Source organism: Devosia enhydra (genome assembly GCF_900119845.1).
Taxonomy (GTDB): Bacteria; Pseudomonadota; Alphaproteobacteria; order Rhizobiales; family Devosiaceae; genus FPKU01.
Map to the genome: position 1 here is coordinate 957,294 of NZ_FPKU01000002.1, position 20,537 is coordinate 977,830.

Below are 20,537 nucleotides of genomic sequence, written 5' to 3' on the forward strand. Positions count from 1 at the left end.
CGGGCGGAGGCAGCGAGATGGGCGAGTTCGACGCGTTTCAGGCGACCTTCTTTGAGGAATGCGCCGAGCTGCTCGGCGAGCTGGAAGAGCAGTTCGCCGCCATTGCCGATGGCGACCGCTCGCCCGGCCGGCTCAACGCGGTCTTTCGCGCCGTGCACTCGATCAAGGGGGGCGCGGGCGCCTTCGGCTTCGTGCGGCTCATCGGCTTTGCCCATGCCTATGAGACGGCGCTCGACCAGGTGCGGTCGGGAACCATCGTGCTCGGTCCGGCATCGATCAAGCTCTGCATCCGCGCCAATGACGTGCTCGCCGATCTGGTCTCGGCCTCGCGCGAGGGGCGCAACCCCGCGCCGGGCTTGGGGGATGCCGAGGAGATGGAGTTCGCGGCCCTGCTCGCGGGCGAGACGCGTGCAGGCGAGGCCGAGCCGGTTGTCGCCGATGACGAGGCCCCCATCGAGGAGTTCGACATCGATTTCGTGCCGGTGATGGTCGATCTGGCGGCACGTCCGGAGGCGGTGCGCCGGACGACCGGCGATGATCTCGATGCCTTCGAGGATGCCCCGTTCAGGCTTTCGCGCAATCGCTATCTCATCCGCTTCACCCCGCATGGCGAGCTTTACGCCCGCGCCAACGATCCGCTGATCCTTCTGCGCGAGCTGGCGAGCCTCGGCGAGACCGAGGTGCGCGCCATCATCGGGGAAATTCCGCCGCTCTCGGATTTCGAGCCCTTCGGGGTCTATGCCTCCTGGGAGATCGGGCTCGTCTCGGCCACCGCGAGCCCTGAGCAGATCGCCGAGATCTTCGAGTTCGTCGAGGGCATCTGCGATCTCTCGATCGAGGCGCTGGGGGAAGAGGATGTGTCTCCATCGGCCCCGCCGGCAGAGGCCGCGCCCAGCTTTGCCGATCTTGCAGCAGCCTTGATAGGCAGTGCCGCCCCTGCGGCGCCCGAGATCGCCGCACCCGAGGTCGAAGCCCCGCCGATGCTGTCGCTGGTTGTCGCCGAGCCCGAAGCCGACAGGCGCGGCGCGGTACAGTCGATCCGGGTGGATCTCGACAAGATCGACCGGGTCGTCAACATGGTGGGCGAGCTCGTCATCACCCAGTCCATGCTGACCCAGCAGATGGATGAAACCCTGCGCAGCCGCTACCAGGAGCTGGTGCGCGGGCTCGAGGTGCTGGCCCAGACGACACGGGGATTGCAGGATTCGGTGATGGCGATCCGCGCCCAGCCGGTCAAATCGGTGTTCTCGCGCATGCCGCGCCTCGTGCGCGACCTCTGTGCGCGCACGGGCAAGCAAATCCGTCTCGACATGGTGGGCGAGGCCACCGAGATCGACAAGACGGTGATCGAGCAGATCGCCGACCCCCTGACGCACATGATCCGCAATGCAGCCGACCATGGCATCGAGAGCATCGAGCGGCGTCGCGCTGCCGGCAAGCCCGAGGAAGGCACGATCAGGCTTTCGGCCGAGCAGGCGGGCGGCAATATCCTCATCACCGTGGAAGATGACGGGGCGGGCATCGACCGCGAGCGCGTTCTGGCGGTGGCCCGGTCGCGCGGCGTGGTCGGCCCCGACCAGGTGCTGTCCGACGAGCAGATCGACAACCTCATCTTCGCGCCGGGCTTTTCCACGGCCGAGACGGTCTCGGACATTTCCGGGCGTGGCGTGGGGATGGATGTGGTGCGCGCCAATATCGACAAGATCGGCGGCTCGGTCGATGTCCGCAGCCGGCCGGGGCAGGGGACGCGGATGACGCTGCGCCTGCCGCTGACCCTCGCGGTGCTCGATGTGATGCTGGTGCGGCTCGGCGGACTGCCCTATGTGGTGCCGCTCTCGGTCATTCTCGAAACCATCCAGTGCGCGCGCGCCGAATTCGGGGTCGGACCTTCGGGGGCGCGCATGCTGCGGGTGCGCGGGGATTATGTGCAGGTGGTGGATCTGGGCGCGGTGTTCGGCGTGCCGAGCGCCCTGCCGCTCGAGGACCGCTTCATCCTTTTGTGCGAAGCCGAGGCGGGCCTGCGGGTGGCGCTGGTGGTGGACGATATCGTCGGCCAGCAGCAGGTGGTGATCAAGAGCCTCGAGCAGAATTTCGAGCGCGTCGAAGGCATCGCCGGCGGCACCATCCTGGGCGATGGCAGTGTCGGGCTCATCGTCGATGTCGAGGGCGTGCGCGGGCTCAGCGTCAGGCGGCTGGCGGCCTGAGGGCGGGCAGCGGCGCGCTTTTTGGCGAAGTGAATACCGGTTCGCCGTCGGAACACGCGACGAACGCTATAATCGGGGGATCTGGATTTGGACGGGATCGGATTGGACGAGGGACTGGCGGCCGGCATCTCCGGCAGCACTGACGGGCTGCAACTGATCGCCTTTTCCATCGGCGAGCAGACCTATGGGGTTGAGATCACCACCGTGCGCGAGATCCGCGCCTGGAACGGGGCGACGCCCCTGCCCAATACGCGCGATTATGTGCGCGGGGTCATCAACCTGCGCGGCACTATCGTGCCGATCTTTGACCTGCGCGCCCGTTTCGGGGAAGGCCGCACCGAACCGACCAAGACCCATGTGGTGGTGGTTCTCTCGGTGGGCGAGAAGTGGGTGGGGCTCTTGGTCGATGCGGTGTCCGACATCCTGACCGTGGCGCGCGAAACCATCCATCCGGTGCCGCAGGGCAACAGCCTCGACAACGAGCTGCTCCTGGGCATCATCACCCATGAGCAGCGCATGGTGGGTCTGATCGACCTGCCCGCAGTGGTCGGCTGGACGCGCGCCGCCGCGTGAGGGCGCGGCCGGCCTTCAGCGGCAGGCCTCAGAACAGCTCCACATCGCCGTCCGAGCGTTGGGCCGCGATGCCCGAGAGGCTGGGGATGCGGAGTTCGTCGAGCACGAGGCGCGACCAGATCTCGTCGTGATCGCTCTGGGGCGCCGCAGCGGGCAGCAAAGCGAGCTGGCGCACCGCAATTGCCATGTCGTGGCAGCGCTGCGCGATGCGATCCTGCCCCTGGAGCGCCGAGACGATCATGCGGATGGCGCGGGCCCGGGCCTCCTCGGCGGTGAGGCTGGTATCGGAAAGCACTTCGAGCGCGTCGGTGACGCCATCGGCGAGGGCGCCGGTCTGCCGGGCCGTTTCGTCGAGTTCGCGGGCCACGCGCTGCAAAGACATTGACTGCTTCCCCCGATGCATAGGCGCACCATAAGGGCAAATCCTTTCCCCGAGATTGCCGCTTGCCTTCAACGCCGCAGAGGTGGTTAGCCCTTCCCTAAGGATTGCGGCGCAGCATGCCGATGCGGCCCGGGGCATGCCTCGCGGCCGGCCAAACCGATGCTGCAGGTCTTCCGGAGCGCCTAGACGATGCCCAGCGGCCTCGAAAACACTGACCTGCCCCGCGGCACCCCCACAATGGTGCATCAGGGCGAGTGGCTGGTCTCGGGGTCGCCCGAGACCGTGCTCAGCACCGTCCTGGGCTCGTGCATTTCGGCCTGCGTGTATGATCGGGTGGCCAGAGTCGGGGGCATGAACCATTTCCTCCTCGCGCAGGCGCCCGGCAGTAGCGCCTCGCGCTTTTCCGAAACCGCCCGTTATGGCGCCTTTGCCATGGAGGCCCTGATCAATGCGGTGCTCGCGAGCGGCAGCGGAAAAAAGGGCAATCTCGACTTCAAGCTCTTCGGGGGTGGGCGGGTGTCGGCGGCGCTGAGCGATGTGGGGGCGCGCAACATCGCCTTCATGGTGCAGTTCATGGCCGAGGAGGGCTATGTGGCCGCCTCGTCCGATCTCGGGGGCGAATTTGCCCGCAAGGTCATGTTCGTGCCCCATTCGGGCCGGGCCTTCGTCAAGCGCGTCGATGCCCAGCTGGCCGGGCGCGTGGCGATGGATGAACTGGCCCTTGCGGCGCGGCCAGCGGCGCGAGATACGGAAATCGAAATGTTCTGATCGCTGGTTAGCGAATTCCTAAAGCCTGTCATCCTTGGTAAGGATTTGTCTCCCTGCACTCGTTAAACTCCGCCGCATGAATTTTCGATTCGGGTTCCCACGGCCTCGCTTGCCGATCTTCGACCGCGCCGGCGTTGCCCTCGTTTCCGGGGTTCTGGTCGCCCTCTCGGCCCTTTTCGGCCTCATCCTGGTGCTCGCGATGGGCCCCGGGCTTGTGTCGCTGCTCATCACCGTGGTGCTGATGACCCTTGCGGTAGGCGTCAGCCTCATCGTCGGCCGGGTGGCCGACCGGGCGTTTTCGGCGCGCATCGCGGCGCTGCGCGGGCTGCCGCAGGAGCTCGAGCATGCTTTCGTCGGGCGCGAAGGCGAAAGCGTCGAAGCCATCCTGGCCGCGCTGCTGCAGCGGCTCGACCGCGCCGGACAGATCCGCACCGCTTTCTCGGCGCTTTCGCATCCGGCCGTGCTGATCGGTCCCTCCGGCATCATGGCGGCGACGCGCGGGCTCGAGCAGTCGGTGCAGGGCGGGGCGGCCGCGCTCGATCTCGAAGTGCTGGTGGGCCACGAGCCGCTGGTGGCGCTGGGCACGCGCCGGTTCCGCCTGCGGCGCAGCAGCGTGGGGGCCGGGCGCATCCTCGTCGAGTTGCTGCCGGCCGGCCATTTCGTTGCCGAGGATGATTACGAACTCTTCGTGGCGGCGCTTTCGGGCGAGGCGGCGGGGGCGCGCTTTTCACCGAGTTCGGTTTCGGGCTCTCCCGTCATCGCCGCCATGCAGGAATCGCTGGAGCGCCTCGATGCCGTCATCGCCGCGCTCGACCGGATGGCGGCGGGCATCTTCGATGGCATAGGCGGGCGCGACCTGCCGCCGGGCACGCAGGCGCTGCTCGAACGCATCGCCATGCTGATGGCCGAGATGGGCGAGGCCCGTGACGAGGCCGAGGCGAGCAATACCAGCCTTGAGCAGCGCGTGCTCGCGCTCGAAACCAGCGTGACCACCCTGCAGGGCGCCATGGTCGCCATTTCGGACCATGCCGCCATGGGCCGCACCGGGGTGGAAAAGGTCAATGGCGCGCTGGCGCGGGCGCGCAATGCCCTCGAACATTGGGAAAAGCTCGAGGGCGAGGCGATCATCACCGCATCCGACGCGCAGATGGCCAGCCGCGGCGCTTCGCCCGAAAAGGTCGAGGCCCTGCTCGACGAGATTTCGGCCCATTTAGAGAATCTTGGCAATGAGTCGCGCAAGCTGCGCGCCGTACTGGGGGAGGGCGCCACGGCGCTCGGCACGCTGGGCGAAGTCGTCGACGGCATCGGCGCGGAAACCGACAAGGGTCTCGAGCGCAAGAGCCGACGCCGCGTCGCCTGACCGGCTGCCATCCCCGGCAGGGGGCAGGGCATGGAGCAGATCGAAATTCCGCTCAGCGATGCGGAATTCACCCGCATCAGGGCGCGCGTGCAGCGCGAGGCCGGCATCTCGCTGTCGGAGGCCAAGCGCCAGCTGGTCGTTTCACGCCTCTCCCGGCTCGTGCGCAGCCTGGGACTGTCCGGCTTTACCGCCTATCTCGACCATCTCGATCATGGCGCCGTGGCCGAGGACCGGCAGGCCTTCATCAACGCCCTCACCACCAATCTCACGCGGTTCTTTCGCGAAGAGCATCATTTCGACCATCTGGTCGCCCATGTCGGCAAGCTGATGGCGCACCCGCCGCGCCGCAGCGCCGATGGGCGGCCCCGCCTCAGGCTCTGGTCGGCGGGCTGTTCCACGGGGCAGGAGCCCTACACCATGGCGATGGCGCTGCTGGCATCCCATCCCGGGTTGAAGAGCTGGGATTTCCGCATCCTTGCGACCGATGTCGATACCGATGTGCTGGCCCGTGCAGCCAGCGGGCGCTATGCGGCGAGCGAAGCCGATGGCCTGACGCCTGCCCGGCGAGCCATGTTCCTGGCGGATGGGGACGGCCATGTGCGCATACCGCAGGCAGCGCATGGGGTCGTGACGTTCAAGCCGCTCAACCTCATGGACCCCTGGCCGATGCGCGGCCCCTTCGACGCCATCTTCTGCCGCAACGTCGTCATCTATTTCGACAAGCCGACCCAGATGGCGCTGTTCAGGCGCATGGTGCCGATGCTGGTGCCCGAAGGGTGCCTCTATATCGGCCATTCCGAGACGCTGCCGGCGGGCGAACTGGGGCTGGCCTCGGTGGGGCGGACGATCTTTTCCCTGCGCGCCGGGCCCGGACGGAGGGCGGCATGAGCATCCGCGTGCTGGTGGTCGACGATTCGCGCCTCATCCGCGACGTGCTCTCGAGCCTTCTGGTGCGCGACGGCGACATCGAGGTGTGCGGCACCGCTGCCGAGCCCAACGAGGCGCGCCAGAAGATCAAGGCGCTCAACCCCGACGTGCTGACCCTCGATGTGGAAATGCCCGGCATGAACGGGCTGGCCTTTCTCGAACGGCTGATGCGGCTTCATCCCATGCCGGTGGTGATGGTCTCGACCCTCACGCGCAAGGGCGCCGACGAGACGCTGCTGGCGCTCGAACTGGGGGCGGTGGATTTCGTGGCCAAGCCCGATGCGACGCTCTCGAACGGGCTCGAGCGGTTCGGCGCCGCCCTGCGCGACAAATTGCGGGCAGCCGCCACCGTGCGCAGCCTGCGTGCCCCGGATGGCGAAGCGGGGGGCGGCATCCGTAACGCGCCGAGCGCAGCCGGTCCGGAGGGGTCGGTGATCGCGATCGGCGCCTCGACCGGCGGTGTCGACGCCATCCGGATGGTCCTTTCGGGGCTCGCCGCGGACTGTGCGCCGGTGCTGATCACCCAGCACATGCCGGCCGGCTTCACGGCCCGTTTTGCCGCTCGCCTCGATGAACTCTGCCCGATGCGGGTCGTCGAGGCTGAGGATGGCATGGTGCTGGCCCCCGGCCATGCCTATGTGGCGCCCGGGGACAGCCATCTGCGCATCAGGGGCGCGCAGGGGCGGCTGCGGACCGCGCTGGGGCAGGATGCGGCGATTTCAGGCCATCGGCCGAGCGTCGATGCGCTCTTCCAGTCGGTGGCCGAGACCGTGGGGCCGATGGCCCTTGGCGTCATCCTCACCGGCATGGGGCGCGACGGCGCGCGGGGCCTCCTCGCCATGCGCGAGGCCGGTGCCCACACCATCGGGCAGAGCCCCGAGTCTGCGCTGGTCTACGGCATGCCGCGCGTTGCCTTCGAGGAGGGGGCGGTGATCGAGCAGGCGCCGATGGAAGCCATCGGCCTGCGGCTCGTACAAGCCCTGTCGCGGCTGCGCCGGGCCGCCTGACAGGCCCGGCTACGCAGGCCCCGCGAGGGGCGGATTGAGAGAATTGTAACGCTTGGGCCCTAGCGTTCCGGGCCATGAGGGCCGCGCCGGCCGCGATGCAGAAGCAGAACTCGACATGCCCAAGGCCAGCAGCGTCAGCGTGATGATCGTGGATGACCAGCAGTCCATGCGCAGCATCTGCAAGTATATATTGGGGCAACTGGGCTTCAAGGACATCGTTGAGGCCAAATCCGGTCGCGACGCCATGGGCAAGCTCGAGCAGACCCATGTCGACCTGATCATCTCGGACTGGAACATGGATGATGTCGACGGGCTGACCCTGCTCAAGGTGGTCAGGAAGCATCCGCGCACGCAGAATACGCCCTTCATCATGGCCACCGGCCGCTCCGACAAGGAGCAGGTGAAGGAAGCCATCGCGGCTGGCGTCAACAATTACATCATCAAGCCCTTCGATGCGATGACAATGAAAAAGCGCATCGAGGCAGTGATCGGCGCGTTGAGCTGAGCGTCTTTACGGAGAGAGTTGATGGCCCGTATCGGCCTCGTCGCACATGACGACAAGAAGGACGAGCTGGCCGCCTGGGCGCTGGCCAATCGCGAGGCGCTGTCCCGCCACACGATTTTCGCCACCGGCACCACCGGCGGACGCGTGATGGCCGAAACCGGGCTTGCGCTCACCCGGCTCAAGAGCGGGCCCCTTGGCGGAGACGCGCAGCTTGGCGCCATGATCGTCGAGGGGCAGCTCGATGCGCTGGTCTTTTTCATCGATCCGCTGACCGCCCAGCCCCATGACGTCGACATCAAGGCGCTGATCCGCCTCGCGACGCTTTACGACACGCTGTTCGCCATCAATCGCCCTACGGCCGACGCGGTGCTGGCGGCGATTTGACCAACCGGTCAAGGTTGACCGCTTCCCCCGCTTGTGAGCAGATGCGGCTCGACGCGCAAGGGCGAAACGCCCGCGTGAGGCGGCCCAAAAGAGCCGCGGGGAAACACGGAAAACCAACCGGGGCAGGCGGGGTTGAGCTTCGACGCAGTCATCGATGTCAAAAATGTCAGCAAGCGGTTCGGCGGTCTCGTCGCGGTGGACGACTGCTCGCTCCGGGTCGAGCGCGGCTCGATCACCGGGCTGATCGGGCCCAATGGCGCGGGCAAGTCGACGCTCTTCAACCTCGTAGCCGGCAATATCGTGCCCGATAGCGGGCAGATCCTGTTTAATGGCGCCGATGTCACGGGGCTGTCGCCGCATCGGCTGTTCGGGCGCGGCATGCTGCGCACCTTCCAGATCGCGCATGAATTCTCCAACATGACGGCGCTCGAAAACCTGATGATGGTGCCGGCCGACCAGCCGGGCGAAAGCCTTTTGACCACCTGGCTCAAGCCCGGCGCCGTGCGCGCTGCCGATGCGCAGGTGCGCCGCCGCGCGCTCGATGTCATCGATTTCCTCAAGCTCGGCCACGTCAAAGACGAGCTGGCGGGCAATCTTTCGGGCGGCCAGAAAAAGCTCCTCGAACTGGGCCGCACCATGATGGTCGACGCTAAGGCGGTGCTGCTCGACGAGGTGGCGGCAGGCGTCAACAAGACGCTGCTCAATGACCTCGCCGCCAATATCGAGCGCATGAACACCGAACTGGGCTATACGTTCTTCGTCATCGAGCACGACATGGACCTGATCGGCCGGCTTTGCGACCCCGTGATCGTGATGGCGCAAGGCCGGGTCATCGCCGAAGGGCCGATGAGCGAAATCCGGCAGAATCCAGAGATCGTCGAGGCCTATTTCGGCTCCCCCGTCACCGTGGAGGCGACCTCATGAGCCTCATCGTGCTCGACACGGTCGTGGGCGGCTATGGCGGCGCGCCGATCCTCAACGGTGTGTCGATGGCCATAGACAAATCCGACATCGGTGTCGTGGTCGGCCCCAATGGCGCGGGCAAGTCGACGACGCTCAAGGCGATCTTCGGGCTTTTGAAGGTCACCGGCGGGTCGATCCTGTTCAAGGGCAAGGAGATCGCCAATTCGCTGCCCGACCGGCTCGTGCCGATGGGCCTCTCCTTCGTGCCGCAGGAAAAGAACGTCTTCACCTCGATGAGCGTCAATGAGAACCTCGAGATGGGGGCCTTCACCCGGCGGGACGATTTCTCCGACACCCTCGCCTGGGTCTACGACATGTTCCCCCCGCTCAAGGACAAGCGGCGCCAGCCGGCCGGCGAATTGTCGGGTGGGCAGCGCCAGATGGTGGCCATGGGCCGGGCGCTGATGAGCAAGCCCGACCTGCTGATGCTCGACGAACCCTCGGCCGGTCTCTCCCCGCGCTATGTCATCGAGATCTTCGAGACCATCGTCTCGGTCAACAAGGCGGGTGTCGGCATCCTGATGGTCGAGCAGAACGCGCGGCAGGCGCTGGGCTTTGCCAGCAAGGGGTTTGTGCTCGCCTCCGGGCAGAACCGCTTCACCGGCACGGGCGCCGAGCTTCTGGCCGATCCCGACGTCGCCAAGAGCTTCCTGGGGGGCTGAGGGGCATGGACGAGCTGATCTTCTTTATCAACCGCGTGCTGATCTCGGGCACGGTGCTGGGCTCGATCTATGCACTGGGTGCCATCGGGGTCACCCTGGTCTTCGGCATCCTGCGCTTTGCTCATTTCGCCCATGGCGACATGATGACCATGGGCGCTTTCACTGCATTCGTGCTGGCCTCGGCCTTCGCGGCCATGGGGTTCTCGGCGCCGGTGCCCATCGCCTTCATCGTCCTGCCGCTCGCCATGGCGATCACCGCACTTCTCGCTTTGGGCATCGACAAGGGCTTTTACGCCCCCTTGCGCGATCGCGGCGCCAAGCCGGTGACGCTGCTGATCGCGTCGATCGGCGTGACGCTGATGATCCAGGGGCTGATCCGGCTGATTTTCGGCTCGAGCACGCGGCAGATGTATGTGGCTGGCGAAGCCAAGGACATCTTCCGCATCGACATGAGCTGGGCCGGGGGCACGCGGCCCATCAGCATCACCGAACCGCAGGTGCTGATGTTCGCGGTGACCTTCCTTGCCGTTCTGGCGCTGCACTTTTTCCTCACCCGCTCGCGGCTGGGCAAGGCGATGCGCGCCATGGCCGACAATGCCGCCCTTGCGCAGGTCTCGGGCATCAATACGCAGCTCGTCGTGGTCGTCACCTGGGTGATCGCGGGCAGCCTTGCCTGCCTTGCCGGCACGATGCTGGCGCTCGACGTGGCCCTGATGCCCGACCTTGCGTTCAACATCGTGCTGCCGATCTTTGCCGCCGCCATCGTTGGCGGGCTCGGGCACGCCTATGGCGCCATCGTCGGGGGCTTCCTGATCGCCTTTGCCGAAACGCTGGCCGTCTTCAACTGGACGGCGGTGCTGCGCCCGCTCAACACCATCCTGCCCGAAGGCTGGGCGCTGCCGCCCAACCTTGCGCTGGTGCCCACCGAATACAAGCTGACGGTCGCCTTCATCATCCTCGTGGTGACGCTGCTGGTGCGGCCCACCGGTATCTTCAAGGGAGCATCGACATGAACGCCGTCGCCGCCCCTCGCAAGGAGCCAAACCCGGTGCGCCGGGCCGTGTTGCTGTTTGCCGCCATGTTCGTCCTCGTGGTGGGTCTTGGCTATGTTCAGGGTACGGCCAGCATCGGGCTGCTGCTCGTGCAGGCCTTCGCCTATGCGCTGATTGCGCTGGGCCTCAACATCCAGTGGGGCTATGGCGGGCTCTTCAACTTCGCCATCATGGGCTTCCTGATGGTGGGCGGCGCCTCGGTGGTGTTCGTCTCGTTCCCCGTCAACATGAGCTTCTGGAACAGCGATGGGCCGCTGCTGCTTGGCCGAGCGCTCATCGCCTTCCTCATCGGGGTTGCGCTGGTTTTCGCCGCGCGCCGGGCCGACCGCATCGGCATCAGGGGGCGGTGGAAGACGGCGCTCACCGTGCTCGCCTGGTTCGTCGCCTACATCATCTATCGCAGCCAGATCGATCCAGCCGCCGCCTATATCGAGGCCAATGCCGGCTTTGTCGGCGGGCTCGGGCTGCATCCGGTGCTGGGCTGGGTGTTCGGCGGGCTGCTGGCGGCGCTGATCGCCTGGTGGATGGGGCGGATCTGCCTCGGGCTGCGCACCGATTATCTCGCCATCGCCACCATCGGCATCTCCGAGATCCTGCGCGCGCTGATCAAGAACATGGACTGGCTGACGCGCGGCACCGCCGCCGTTGCGCCGTTGCCATGGCCGACGCCGATCCCGCAGGATTTCCAGGCCAATGGCGTGCCGATCGCCGAATCCTTCATCTATGCCCGCTTCGGCTTCCTCGCGCTGCTGATCGCGGTGCTGGCCGTGGTCTTCGTGCTCGTGCAGCGCGCCTATGGCGGGCCGTGGGGTCGGATGATGCGCGCCATCCGCGACAACCACATCGCCGCCGCCTCGATGGGCAAGAACGTCACCGGCCGCCAGATCGAGCTCTTCGTGCTGGGCTCGGTGCTGATGGGGGTGGGCGGGGCCATCCTCGTCACCTTCAACCAGATCTTCGATCCCTCCGGCTACCAGCCGATCAACCACACCTTCCTGGTGTGGGTGATGGTGATCGTGGGTGGAGCCGGCAACAACTGGGGCGTGCTGATCGGCGCGCTGCTGATCTACATCGTCTGGGTGATTTCGGACCCCATCGCGCAGTTGCTGTTCCAGGGGCTGTCGGGCTGGACCAGCGCGATCGGCTGGGGCGCCATTCCCGAGATCGATTCCCGCGCCCTGCAGATGCGCGTCTTCGTGCTAGGCGCCGTCATCGCGCTCGCCCTGCGCTTTGCCCCGCGCGGGCTCATTCCCGAACGGACGGGGGAAGCCCGGCGCTAGATCTTTTCAGCGCTGGTTCGAAAAGCCATCAAGCCGAGGCGGACGGGGGCGAGGGGGCAGGCCCCTTCGGCCTCCGCCCCATTTCCCTTTGCCCCTCCGGCCTGCCCTTGCTACAAGGCCGGCCAATCCCGCCCATAGAGCCGAGCCGCCATGAACGAGCACGCCACTCCTGCCGCTGAGACCGATTATTCGGCGACGCTGTTCCTGCCGCAGACCGAATTCCCCATGCGCGCCGGGCTGCCGCAGCGCGAGCCGGACTGGCTCAAGCGCTGGGAGGATCTCGACATCTATGCCCGCCAGCGCGAGCAAGCCGCCGACCGGCCGCTCTTTACGCTGCATGATGGCCCGCCCTACGCCAATGGCAACATCCATATCGGGCATGCGCTCAACAAGGTGCTCAAGGACCTCGTGTCGCGCTCCATGCAGATGCTGGGCTACAATTCCGCCTATGTGCCGGGCTGGGATTGCCACGGCCTGCCCATCGAATGGAAGATCGAGGAGCAGTATCGCAAGGCCGGCAAGGACAAAAACGACGTCCCCGTCGTCGAATTCCGGCAGGAATGCCGGCGCTTTGCGGAAAGCTGGGTCGATATCCAGCGCGAGGAATTCAAGCGGCTGGGCGTCCTCGGCGAGTGGGACAATCCCTATCTCACCATGAGCTTCGATGCCGAGGCGGCGATCGCGCGCGAACTCATGAAGGTCTCGATGACCGGCCAGCTCTATCGCGGCAGCAAGCCCGTGATGTGGTCGGTGGTGGAACGCACCGCGCTGGCCGAAGCCGAGATCGAGTATCAGGATTACGAGAGCGATGCGATCTGGGTGAAGTTTCCTGTTGCAAAGGTAGAGCTGTCAGAGGATGCAAAATGGTCGCTCGCGACTTCGTCCGGGTATGTATCCGATGGCCATTCTGTATCGGCTGAGCTTCGTCCCGGCAACTTCGACTGGCTTGTCAGCGCCTATGTCCTGATCTGGACTACAACGCCATGGACTATTCCAGCCAACAGGGCCATTTCGTTTTCTTCGCGCATTGATTACGCGGTTTTCGAGGTTACGCAACCCGACGACCCCTCTGCACCTCGTTGGGCGAAGTGCGGAGAGCGCTATATCGTGGCAGAGAAGCTAGCTCCTGAAGTCTTCGCGAAGGCTCGCGTGGCCGAGGGCGGCTGGAGAAAGGTCGATGTGGTGCCGTGGGGTGTGCTCGAAGCCATCACCTGCGCCCATCCCCTGCGCGGAATTGCCGGCGGCTACATGTTCGACGTGCCGCTTCTCGATGGCGAGCACGTGACCGACGATGCCGGCACCGGCTTTGTGCATACCGCGCCCGGCCATGGCACGGACGATTTCGAGGTCTGGATGAACAATGCCCGCGCGCTTGCGGGTCGTGGCATCGAGACGAATATCCGCTTCCTCGTCGATGGTGCGGGCTTTTACACCAAAGACGTGCCCGGCTTCGGTCCCGAGGCCGAAGGCGGGCCCGCGCGTGTCATCGACGATGCCGGCAAGAAGGGCGATGCCAACAAGCGCGTCATCGAGGCGCTGATCGCTGCCGACCGGCTCTTTGCCCGTGGTCGCCTCAAGCACCAATATCCCCATTCCTGGCGCTCCAAGAAGCCGGTGATCTACCGCAACACCCCGCAATGGTTCGTCTATATGGACAAGCCGATCGAGGTTGCGGCTGGCACCGAGGCCGCGCCCCAGCGTCCCCTCTCCCTGGGGGGAGAGGGACAGGGTGAGGGGGCCTTGGCCCCAGCCGCCGAGGCCACCGACGCTCCAGACACCCTGCGCAACCGTGCGCTGCGTGCCATCGACGCCACGAAATTCTACCCCGCAACGGGCCAGAATCGCCTGCGCGCCATGATCGCCGAGCGGCCCGACTGGGTGCTGTCGCGCCAGCGCGCCTGGGGCGTGCCGATCACGGTGTTCGTGCACAAGGCCAGTGGCGTCATCCTGCGCGACGAGGCGGTCAACCACCGCATCGGGCAGGCCTTCGAGGAAGAGGGCGCCGACGCCTGGTACAAGCCCGGCGCAGCCGAGCGCTTCCTCGGGTCCGAGCATCGTGCAGAAGACTATGAGATGGTCACCGACATCCTCGATGTCTGGTTCGACAGTGGCTCCACCCATGCCTTCGTGCTGCGCAACAAGCAGAAGTGGAAGCACCTCAAATTCCCCGCCTCGATGTATCTCGAAGGCTCGGACCAGCATCGCGGCTGGTTCCATTCCTCGCTGCTCGAAAGCTGCGCCACCAATGGCCACGCTCCCTATGAGCGTGTGCTGACCCATGGCTTCACCATGGATGGCGAGGGCAAGAAGATGTCCAAGTCGCTGGGCAATACCGTCGCCCCGCAGGACATCATCAAGCAGTATGGCGCCGATATCCTGAGGCTCTGGGTCGCCTCTTCGGATTATTCCGAGGATCTGCGGCTGGGCAAGGAGATCATCCAGACCACGGTGGACGCCTATCGCAAGCTGAGGAACACCCTGCGCTGGCTCTTGGGCAATCTGGCCCATTACCAGCCTGAGGATCGTGTCGCCCCGCGCGACATGCCCGAGCTCGAGCGGCTTATGCTGCATCGGCTCGCCCAGCTCGACCGGCAGGTGCGCGGCGCTTATGAGGAGTATGACTACCGCAAGGTCGTCACCCTCCTTTCCAACTTCATGAATATCGAGCTGTCGGCCTTCTATTTCGACATCCGCAAGGATGCGCTCTATTGCGATCCGATCTCGTCGCTGCGCCGGCGCTCGGCGCTGACGGTTCTCGATACGCTGTTTGATTGCCTCACCGCCTGGCTCGCGCCCATCCTCGTCTTCACCATGGAAGAGTGCTGGCTCGAGCGCCACACCGAAGCCGACGCCTCGGTGCATCTGCGGCTTTTCCCCGATGTGCCGGCCGACTGGCTCGACGAGGCCCTGGCCGCCAAATGGCAGAAGCTGCGCGCCGTGCGCCGCGTCATTACCGGCGCGCTCGAGATCGAGCGGCGCGAAAAGCGCATCGGCTCCTCGCTCGAGGCGGCCCCGGTGGTCCATATCGCCGATCCCGCCCTGCGCGCGCTGATCGATGCCGGCGAGTTCGCCGATATCGCCATCACCTCGGCCCTCACCATCGCCGAGGGCGAGGGCCCGGCCGATGCCTTCCGGCTCGATGAGGTGCCCGGCGTCGCCGTGGTGCCGGGCCTTGCCGAGGGCAGGCGCTGCGCCCGATCGTGGAAGGTCTCGCCCCATGTGGGCTCCGACCCCGAATTCCCCGATGTCACGCCGCGCGACGCTCAGGCGCTGCGCGAACGGGCACGGGCAGGGCTCTGAGGGGCAGCAGCGCAGTGATCCCGGCTCGCCAACTCTGGCAATCGCTGCTCCTGGGCGGCATCGCCTTCGGTCTCGACCGGGTGCAGAAGCAGCTGCATGTCTCGCCCGATTGCTTTGCCATCGGGGAGGCGCGCTGCGTGGGCGATCTCATCGCCTTCGTGCCGCAGGGGCTGACGGGTTGGCGCGGCGGCGAGGTCATCCGCGTCACCGATTTCTTCGACTATGTGCTGGTGTGGAACACCGGCATTTCCTATGGCCTGCTCGATTCGCTGCCCGCATGGGTGCTGAGCCTCGTCATGGTCATCGCCATGGCGGCGCTGGTCGTGTGGTGGATAAGGGCCGACAGCACCCTCATCCGGCTGGGGCTGGCCCTGGCGCTGGGCGGGGCGCTTTCCAATGCGCTCGACCGGCTGATCTGGGGCGCGGTGGCCGATTTCTTCCACTTTCACTGGGGTGGCTGGTCGTTCTACGTGTTCAACCTCGCCGACCTGGCCATCACGCTTGGGGTGCTGCTGCTTGTGCTCGACATGCTCGGGCTGGGGCGCGGTAAGCGGGCGTGAACGCATTGATGCCAAATTCTGGCCTTACCGCCGATCTTGGGCTATAAGCGCCGTGCACTGCAGAAGGGACGCCTGATGACATTTGGTTCGATCGCCCGGGGACGCCAGGTTTCGGCCAAGGCTGGGGCCACCCTGCCGGTCCTGTCGCGTGCCGCTTTCGCCATCCTGGCCTTTGCCGGTCTTGCGGCCTGCACCACGGTCGAAGGCACCAATGCCCTGGTCGATGCGAGCACCTTCGAGCGCGAAGTGATGAGCGAGACGCTGCGCGGCATCGGCATGCTCGAGCGCGAGCAGAAGCCCGATGTCACCTCGCCGCGCGCCCCCCTCGTGCTGCCGCGCAACGCCAATGCGCTGCCCGCACCGCAGACCCAGACGGCAGCGGCCCAGCTGCCCGAAGATTCGCGCAATGTGCAGATCGATACTTCGCGGATTTCCGAGGAGGATCTGCGCCGCCTGCGCAATGCCCGGGTCATCACCGATCCGCGCTCGATGAGCGGCCGGCCGCTGACCGAGCAGGAAACCCGCATGCTCACCGCCCGCATGCAGGCAGCGCAGGTGCGCCAGACCAATCGTCCGCTCTACATTCCGCCCGACAGCTACTTCACCACGGTGAAGGGTCAGGAGCTCGTCTGCATGTCAAAGAGCGGCGAACTCGTGCCCCTGGCCGACCCGTCCTGCCCGCCCGAAATCCGCGCGGCGCTCGCCGGGCAATAAGCTTTCCAATGCGGGCGGCCAAGAGGGCCGCCCTTTCTTCCTTTTGATGCGCTGTCGCCGGAGCCATGGGGCTGCGGTGGCCCGCAGGAGATCGTCATGTCCGATACCGATTCCCCCCTCGTTCCGGCGGGTGCCGACAGGCTCGCGAAGGTTATGGCCCGCGCCGGGCTCTGCTCGCGCCGCGATGCCGAATTGTGGATCAAGGAGGGGCGGGTGAGCGTCAATGGCCGCAAGGTCGTGACCCCGGCCTTCAACGTCACCCAGGACGACAAGATCATGGTCGATGGCGAGCCGCTGGCCGCCCGCGAGGCCACGAGGGTGTGGATGTATCACAAGCCCCCCGGGCTTGTGGTCACCGAGAAGGACCCCGAAGGCCGCGAGACCATCTTCGAGGCGCTCGAGGAGCATGATCTGCCGCGCGTCGTCACCATCGGCCGGCTCGATATCAACACCGAAGGGCTGCTGCTGCTCACCAATGATGGCGGCTTGAAGCGCGTGCTCGAACTGCCTGCCACCGGCTGGCTGCGCAAATACCGCGTGCGCGCCTTCGGCTCGGTCACCCAGGAGCAGCTCGATGCGCTCAAGCAGGGCATCACCGTCGAGGGCATCCATTACGGGCCCATCGAGGCGACGCTCGAGCGCAGCCAGGGCGCCAATGTCTGGCTCGAAGTGGCGCTGCGCGAAGGCAAGAACCGCGAGGTCAAGAACGTGCTGGGCGCGCTCGGGCTCGAGGTCAATCGCCTGATCCGCATCAGCTACGGGCCGTTCCAGCTGGGCGATCTGCCTCCGGGCAAGGTCGAGGCCGTCAAGGCCCGCGTGCTGCGCGACCAGCTCGGGCGGCGGCTTGCCGAGGAATCGGGGGCCGATTTCGATGCGGCTGGTCCTGAGACCGCGTCCGATCCCAATCGGCGCGTTCGCCCGTCGGGCACGCAGGCGGGTCCGCGCGGCAAGCCGCGTCCGCGCAAGGAGGCGCCGCAGTTCCGCTTCGCCGACGGGTCCGAGGCGCCTCGCGATGAGCGCGAGATGGACGAGCAGCGCCCGCGCCAGGATCGCCCCGGCGGCCGTTTCGCGCCGCGCAAGACCATGGCCCCGGCCCGGCCCGAGCGCTTCGAGCGCCCCGCGCGCACAGTGCATTTTGACGATGGCCGCGAGAGCGAGAGCTTTACCCCCAAGGCCAGCCGCACCCCGCAGCGGCCGGATCGCGACGATCAGCCGGCAGCGACCTATGGCCTCAAGGGCGCCGCGCGTCCGCCGCGCAAGCGCGATGAGGATGCCGATCCGAGGCCGCCGCGTGGCGACCGGCCCGACAGGCCGCGCTTTGATCGCGCCGATCGGCCGCGCGGTGACGGGCAGGGGCGTCCGCCGCGCGCCGAAGGCGGCCGGGAGCGACCCGCTTTTGGCGGCGGCAAGTCGTTTGGGGGTGGCAAATCCTTCGGCGGCGGCAAGCCAGCCTTTGGCGGTCGTCGCGATGGCACATCGGGTGAGCGGCCGGAACGATCTTTCCGCCCCGGCGGGCATCGTCCTTTTGGTGATCGTCCGGTCCGTGCCGATGGCGATCGGCCGCGTCGGCCAGCCGGCGACAGGCCGCAGGGTCAGAGGCCGGAGGGTGACCGGCCCCAGGGTGCGAGACCGCAGGGAGCGAGGCCCCAGGGCGACCGTCCGGCCCGGCCCTATGGAGACCGCCCGGCGAGGCCTTTCGGGGACAAGCCGCAACGTCCGCGCGGCGACCGTCCGGATGGCGATCGTCCGCGCAGCTTTGGAGAGAGGCCCGGCGGTGCACGGCCGCCGCGCGGCGACAGACCCTTTGGCGATCGTCCGGCCCGGGCCGAAAGGCCCGCGGGCGCGCGGCAGGACCGGTCGTTCGGCGACCGTCCGGCACGCCCGTCTGGTGATCGTCCGTTCGGGGATCGGCCGCCGCGGGGGGATCGCCCCTCGGGCGACCGTCCGGGTGGCGATAGGCCCAAACGCAGCTTTGGCGGCGCCCCGTCATCGGGCCGTCCGGCTGGCGATCGCCCGCGCGGCGACCGGCCTGGTGGCAAACCTTTCGCTGGCAAGCCCTCGGGCGGACGCCCCTCTGGCGGCGGCAAGCCCTTTGCGGGCAAGCCCTCCGGTGCGGGTCCGCGTCCGCCGCGCAAGCCGCGCGGCTAGCCGATGCGGATCATCGCGGGACGTTTTCGCGGCAAGCAACTGACCTCGCCCGAGGGCGACGCCATCAGGCCGACGGCCGACCGGGTGCGGGAATCGGTCTTCAACATCCTCGCAAGCCGGCTCGGGCCGGGCTTCGAGGGGGTGCGCGTGCTCGATCTGTTTGCCGGCACCGGCGCGCTGGGGCTCGAAGCCCTGTCGCGTGGGGCTGCCTCGGTGGTGTTCGTCGAGACCGATGCCGAGGCGCGCGGCCTCATCCGCGATCATATCCAGGCGTTCGGCGTCGCCGGCACCGCCAAGCTGCTGCGCCGCGACGCTACGGCTCTGGGACCTGCCGGCACCATGGGGCCGGTCGATCTCGTCTTTCTCGATCCCCCCTATGGCAAGGGGCTGGGCGAGCAGGCGCTGGCGAGCCTCAGGGATGGCAATTGGCTCACGCTCGAGAGCCTTATCGTCCTCGAGGAGGCCGCCGAGACCGAGATATCACTGCCGCCGGGCTTCGTCCTTGAAGACCGCCGTATCTATGGGGCAGCGGCCATTCACCTCATCACGCCTGCAAGGGAACACCAGGCGTGAGGAGCAGCGATAGCAAGTGAAAAGGGCCAATTCGTTAACAACACATGATGTGGCCTCCCGGCCACTTGGGGTATGATTTCGCTTCGCAGTGCGCGGCGCCCCTTCCCGACGCAGGCGAATTGGTGGCAAGCGTGTGTCAGTCGCCACTTTTGGACACCACGTTCATGAAAATCACCCTAGCCATTGCCTCGGCGCTGCTGCTCGGCACCGCCTCTGCCTATGCGGCCGACATCATCCTGCCGCCGGCCCCGGCTCCCGCCCCTGCCTCCAATTTCTGGGGCGTCGGCGAGATCGGCGTCATCGGCTATTCCGGCGCGCAGTCGGAAGATGACGAATACGCCATGCTTGGCGGCGGCTATGGCGCCTTCGCGCTCTGGGCCGATATGGGTGGCCTCGTCGTCGGCCTCGACGGCTATGGCGAGATCCTCGGCCTCAATGACGATACCGAAGACTACTTCCCCGGTGGCGTCGGCGTCATTGGCGGTCACATCGGCACGGGTCTCGGCGGCGGCTATGTCGGCGTGTTCGGTGCCTATGGCGCCACCCCCGATTCCGGCAATGACGAATGGCAGGGCGGCTGGGCCGTCGGCGTCGAAGGTCTCGCCGATTTCAGCACCGTTTCGCTCTTCGGCAAGCTCGGCTATGCCGACGTCCGCACCGATGAGGAAGATTCCGGGTTCACCGGCACCTTCGGTGAGATCGGCGCCATGTTCGCGCTGACCCCCGAGTTTGCTCTCCAGACGTCGTTCGGCGCCGGGTATGCGCCGGAGAACTTCGCTGACGAGTCTGAGGACGACGATGGTTACTACCTGACCGCCGGCATCAAGGGTGCCTACCAGCTCCCGACCGATTTCGCCCTCGCGCTCACCGCGAGCTATGACATCGGCGCCTATGGCGGCATCGAAGAGAGCGACTGGTCCATCAATCACACCGTCAAGGTTGGTCTCGCCATTCCGTTCGGTGGCCGCTATGGCGATGCCCGCGATGCGCTCAACCCGCTGGCTACTCCGACCGCGCCGTTCCGCGCCGGCAGCTGGGGCGATTTCCTCGACTGATCGTCGAACCGGAACAAGCTGATGAAAGGGGCCTTCGGGCCCCTTTTTTGTTTCCGGCCATCCATGGGATCTGGAGCCACACATGCGGCAGCAGAGTGGCAAAATTGCCGCGGCCATATT

Annotated in this window: 19 protein-coding genes; 18 read left to right on the forward strand and 1 reads right to left on the reverse strand. The window is 66.6% G+C overall.

The features are described from left to right. Positions 1–17: 17 nt before the first annotated feature. On the forward strand, positions 18–2,204 hold the full coding sequence (locus BT183_RS13695; RefSeq protein ID WP_072344061.1) for a chemotaxis protein CheA: 2,187 nt from the start codon (positions 18–20) through the stop codon (positions 2,202–2,204). 102 nt (positions 2,205–2,306) lie between these two features. Next, on the forward strand, positions 2,307–2,777 hold the full coding sequence (locus tag BT183_RS13700; RefSeq protein WP_244545334.1) for a chemotaxis protein CheW: 471 nt from the start codon (positions 2,307–2,309) through the stop codon (positions 2,775–2,777). A 28-nt stretch (positions 2,778–2,805) separates the two neighbouring features. Here BT183_RS13700 and BT183_RS13705 read toward each other — a convergent pair whose 3' ends face one another. Beyond that, positions 2,806–3,159 (reverse strand): hypothetical protein, encoded by a 354-nt coding sequence (locus BT183_RS13705; RefSeq protein WP_072344067.1) that lies wholly within the window; start codon positions 3,157–3,159, stop codon positions 2,806–2,808. A 189-nt stretch (positions 3,160–3,348) separates the two neighbouring features. Here BT183_RS13705 and BT183_RS13710 point away from each other — a divergent pair, with 189 nt between their 5' ends. From BT183_RS13710 to BT183_RS13785, 16 genes are all read left to right on the forward strand, one after another. Further along, positions 3,349–3,927, forward strand: coding sequence for a chemotaxis protein CheD (locus BT183_RS13710; RefSeq protein WP_143145802.1), 579 nt, complete (start codon positions 3,349–3,351; stop codon positions 3,925–3,927). 109 nt (positions 3,928–4,036) lie between these two features. Continuing rightward, a complete protein-coding gene (locus tag BT183_RS13715) occupies positions 4,037–5,287 on the forward strand; it encodes a hypothetical protein (protein WP_072344070.1) in 1,251 nt (416 codons plus the stop codon). A gap of 30 nt (positions 5,288–5,317) precedes the next feature. Then, on the forward strand, positions 5,318–6,175 hold the full coding sequence (locus tag BT183_RS13720) for a CheR family methyltransferase (protein WP_072344073.1): 858 nt from the start codon (positions 5,318–5,320) through the stop codon (positions 6,173–6,175). Then, positions 6,172–7,221, forward strand: a complete 1,050-nt coding sequence (locus tag BT183_RS13725; RefSeq protein ID WP_072344076.1) for a protein-glutamate methylesterase/protein-glutamine glutaminase — start codon at positions 6,172–6,174, stop codon at positions 7,219–7,221. Before BT183_RS13720 ends, BT183_RS13725 begins: the two co-directional genes overlap by 4 nt. 115 nt (positions 7,222–7,336) lie before the next feature. Next, the gene (locus tag BT183_RS13730) at positions 7,337–7,726 is read left to right on the forward strand and encodes a response regulator (protein ID WP_072344799.1); all 390 of its coding nucleotides are present in this window, start codon (positions 7,337–7,339) and stop codon (positions 7,724–7,726) included. 21 nt (positions 7,727–7,747) lie between these two features. Beyond that, a complete protein-coding gene (locus tag BT183_RS13735) occupies positions 7,748–8,110 on the forward strand; it encodes a methylglyoxal synthase (protein ID WP_072344079.1) in 363 nt (120 codons plus the stop codon). A 132-nt stretch (positions 8,111–8,242) separates the two neighbouring features. Next, positions 8,243–9,034 carry an ABC transporter ATP-binding protein gene (locus BT183_RS13740; protein WP_072344082.1) on the forward strand — a complete coding sequence of 264 codons (792 nt, stop codon included), beginning with the start codon at positions 8,243–8,245 and terminating at the stop codon, positions 9,032–9,034. Next, positions 9,031–9,735 carry an ABC transporter ATP-binding protein gene (locus BT183_RS13745; RefSeq protein WP_072344085.1) on the forward strand — a complete coding sequence of 235 codons (705 nt, stop codon included), beginning with the start codon at positions 9,031–9,033 and terminating at the stop codon, positions 9,733–9,735. Before BT183_RS13740 ends, BT183_RS13745 begins: the two co-directional genes overlap by 4 nt. Positions 9,736–9,740: 5 nt before the next feature. Next, positions 9,741–10,748, forward strand: a complete 1,008-nt coding sequence (locus tag BT183_RS13750) for a branched-chain amino acid ABC transporter permease (RefSeq protein ID WP_072344088.1) — start codon at positions 9,741–9,743, stop codon at positions 10,746–10,748. Next, entirely contained in the window at positions 10,745–12,067 is a 1,323-nt protein-coding gene (locus tag BT183_RS13755; RefSeq protein WP_072344091.1) for a branched-chain amino acid ABC transporter permease, read from the forward strand. Before BT183_RS13750 ends, BT183_RS13755 begins: the two co-directional genes overlap by 4 nt. Before the next feature lie 150 nt (positions 12,068–12,217). Then, a complete protein-coding gene (ileS, locus tag BT183_RS13760; protein WP_072344094.1) occupies positions 12,218–15,367 on the forward strand; it encodes an isoleucine--tRNA ligase in 3,150 nt (1,049 codons plus the stop codon). A gap of 14 nt (positions 15,368–15,381) precedes the next feature. Further along, entirely contained in the window at positions 15,382–15,927 is a 546-nt protein-coding gene (gene lspA, locus BT183_RS13765; RefSeq protein ID WP_072344097.1) for a signal peptidase II, read from the forward strand. 75 nt (positions 15,928–16,002) lie between these two features. Then, positions 16,003–16,641, forward strand: a complete 639-nt coding sequence (locus BT183_RS13770; protein ID WP_072344100.1) for a hypothetical protein — start codon at positions 16,003–16,005, stop codon at positions 16,639–16,641. A gap of 96 nt (positions 16,642–16,737) precedes the next feature. Continuing rightward, the gene (locus BT183_RS13775) at positions 16,738–18,789 is read left to right on the forward strand and encodes a pseudouridine synthase (protein ID WP_072344103.1); all 2,052 of its coding nucleotides are present in this window, start codon (positions 16,738–16,740) and stop codon (positions 18,787–18,789) included. A 3-nt stretch (positions 18,790–18,792) separates the two neighbouring features. Beyond that, on the forward strand, positions 18,793–19,362 hold the full coding sequence (gene rsmD / locus BT183_RS13780) for a 16S rRNA (guanine(966)-N(2))-methyltransferase RsmD (RefSeq protein ID WP_072344104.1): 570 nt from the start codon (positions 18,793–18,795) through the stop codon (positions 19,360–19,362). A gap of 164 nt (positions 19,363–19,526) precedes the next feature. Beyond that, positions 19,527–20,417, forward strand: a complete 891-nt coding sequence (locus BT183_RS13785; protein ID WP_143145803.1) for a hypothetical protein — start codon at positions 19,527–19,529, stop codon at positions 20,415–20,417. The last annotated feature ends 120 nt before the right edge of the window (positions 20,418–20,537 follow it).

What these genes read in the sequence shown, in the direction of transcription:
- BT183_RS13745 (WP_072344085.1), top strand. Translation starts at nt 9,031, where the DNA reads ATGAGCCTCATCGTGCTCGACACGGTCGTGGGCGGCTATGGCGGCGCG.
- BT183_RS13785 (WP_143145803.1), top strand. Translation starts at nt 19,527, where the DNA reads ATGAAAATCACCCTAGCCATTGCCTCGGCGCTGCTGCTCGGCACCGCC.
- ileS (WP_072344094.1), top strand. Translation starts at nt 12,218, where the DNA reads ATGAACGAGCACGCCACTCCTGCCGCTGAGACCGATTATTCGGCGACG.
- BT183_RS13730 (WP_072344799.1), top strand. Translation starts at nt 7,337, where the DNA reads ATGCCCAAGGCCAGCAGCGTCAGCGTGATGATCGTGGATGACCAGCAG.
- BT183_RS13710 (WP_143145802.1), top strand. Translation starts at nt 3,349, where the DNA reads ATGCCCAGCGGCCTCGAAAACACTGACCTGCCCCGCGGCACCCCCACA.
- BT183_RS13775 (WP_072344103.1), top strand. Translation starts at nt 16,738, where the DNA reads ATGTCCGATACCGATTCCCCCCTCGTTCCGGCGGGTGCCGACAGGCTC.
- BT183_RS13695 (WP_072344061.1), top strand. Translation starts at nt 18, where the DNA reads ATGGGCGAGTTCGACGCGTTTCAGGCGACCTTCTTTGAGGAATGCGCC.
- BT183_RS13750 (WP_072344088.1), top strand. Translation starts at nt 9,741, where the DNA reads ATGGACGAGCTGATCTTCTTTATCAACCGCGTGCTGATCTCGGGCACG.
- BT183_RS13735 (WP_072344079.1), top strand. Translation starts at nt 7,748, where the DNA reads ATGGCCCGTATCGGCCTCGTCGCACATGACGACAAGAAGGACGAGCTG.
- rsmD (WP_072344104.1), top strand. Translation starts at nt 18,793, where the DNA reads ATGCGGATCATCGCGGGACGTTTTCGCGGCAAGCAACTGACCTCGCCC.
- BT183_RS13755 (WP_072344091.1), top strand. Translation starts at nt 10,745, where the DNA reads ATGAACGCCGTCGCCGCCCCTCGCAAGGAGCCAAACCCGGTGCGCCGG.
- BT183_RS13770 (WP_072344100.1), top strand. Translation starts at nt 16,003, where the DNA reads ATGACATTTGGTTCGATCGCCCGGGGACGCCAGGTTTCGGCCAAGGCT.
- BT183_RS13725 (WP_072344076.1), top strand. Translation starts at nt 6,172, where the DNA reads ATGAGCATCCGCGTGCTGGTGGTCGACGATTCGCGCCTCATCCGCGAC.
- BT183_RS13705 (WP_072344067.1), bottom strand. Translation starts at nt 3,159, where the DNA reads ATGTCTTTGCAGCGCGTGGCCCGCGAACTCGACGAAACGGCCCGGCAG.
- BT183_RS13720 (WP_072344073.1), top strand. Translation starts at nt 5,318, where the DNA reads ATGGAGCAGATCGAAATTCCGCTCAGCGATGCGGAATTCACCCGCATC.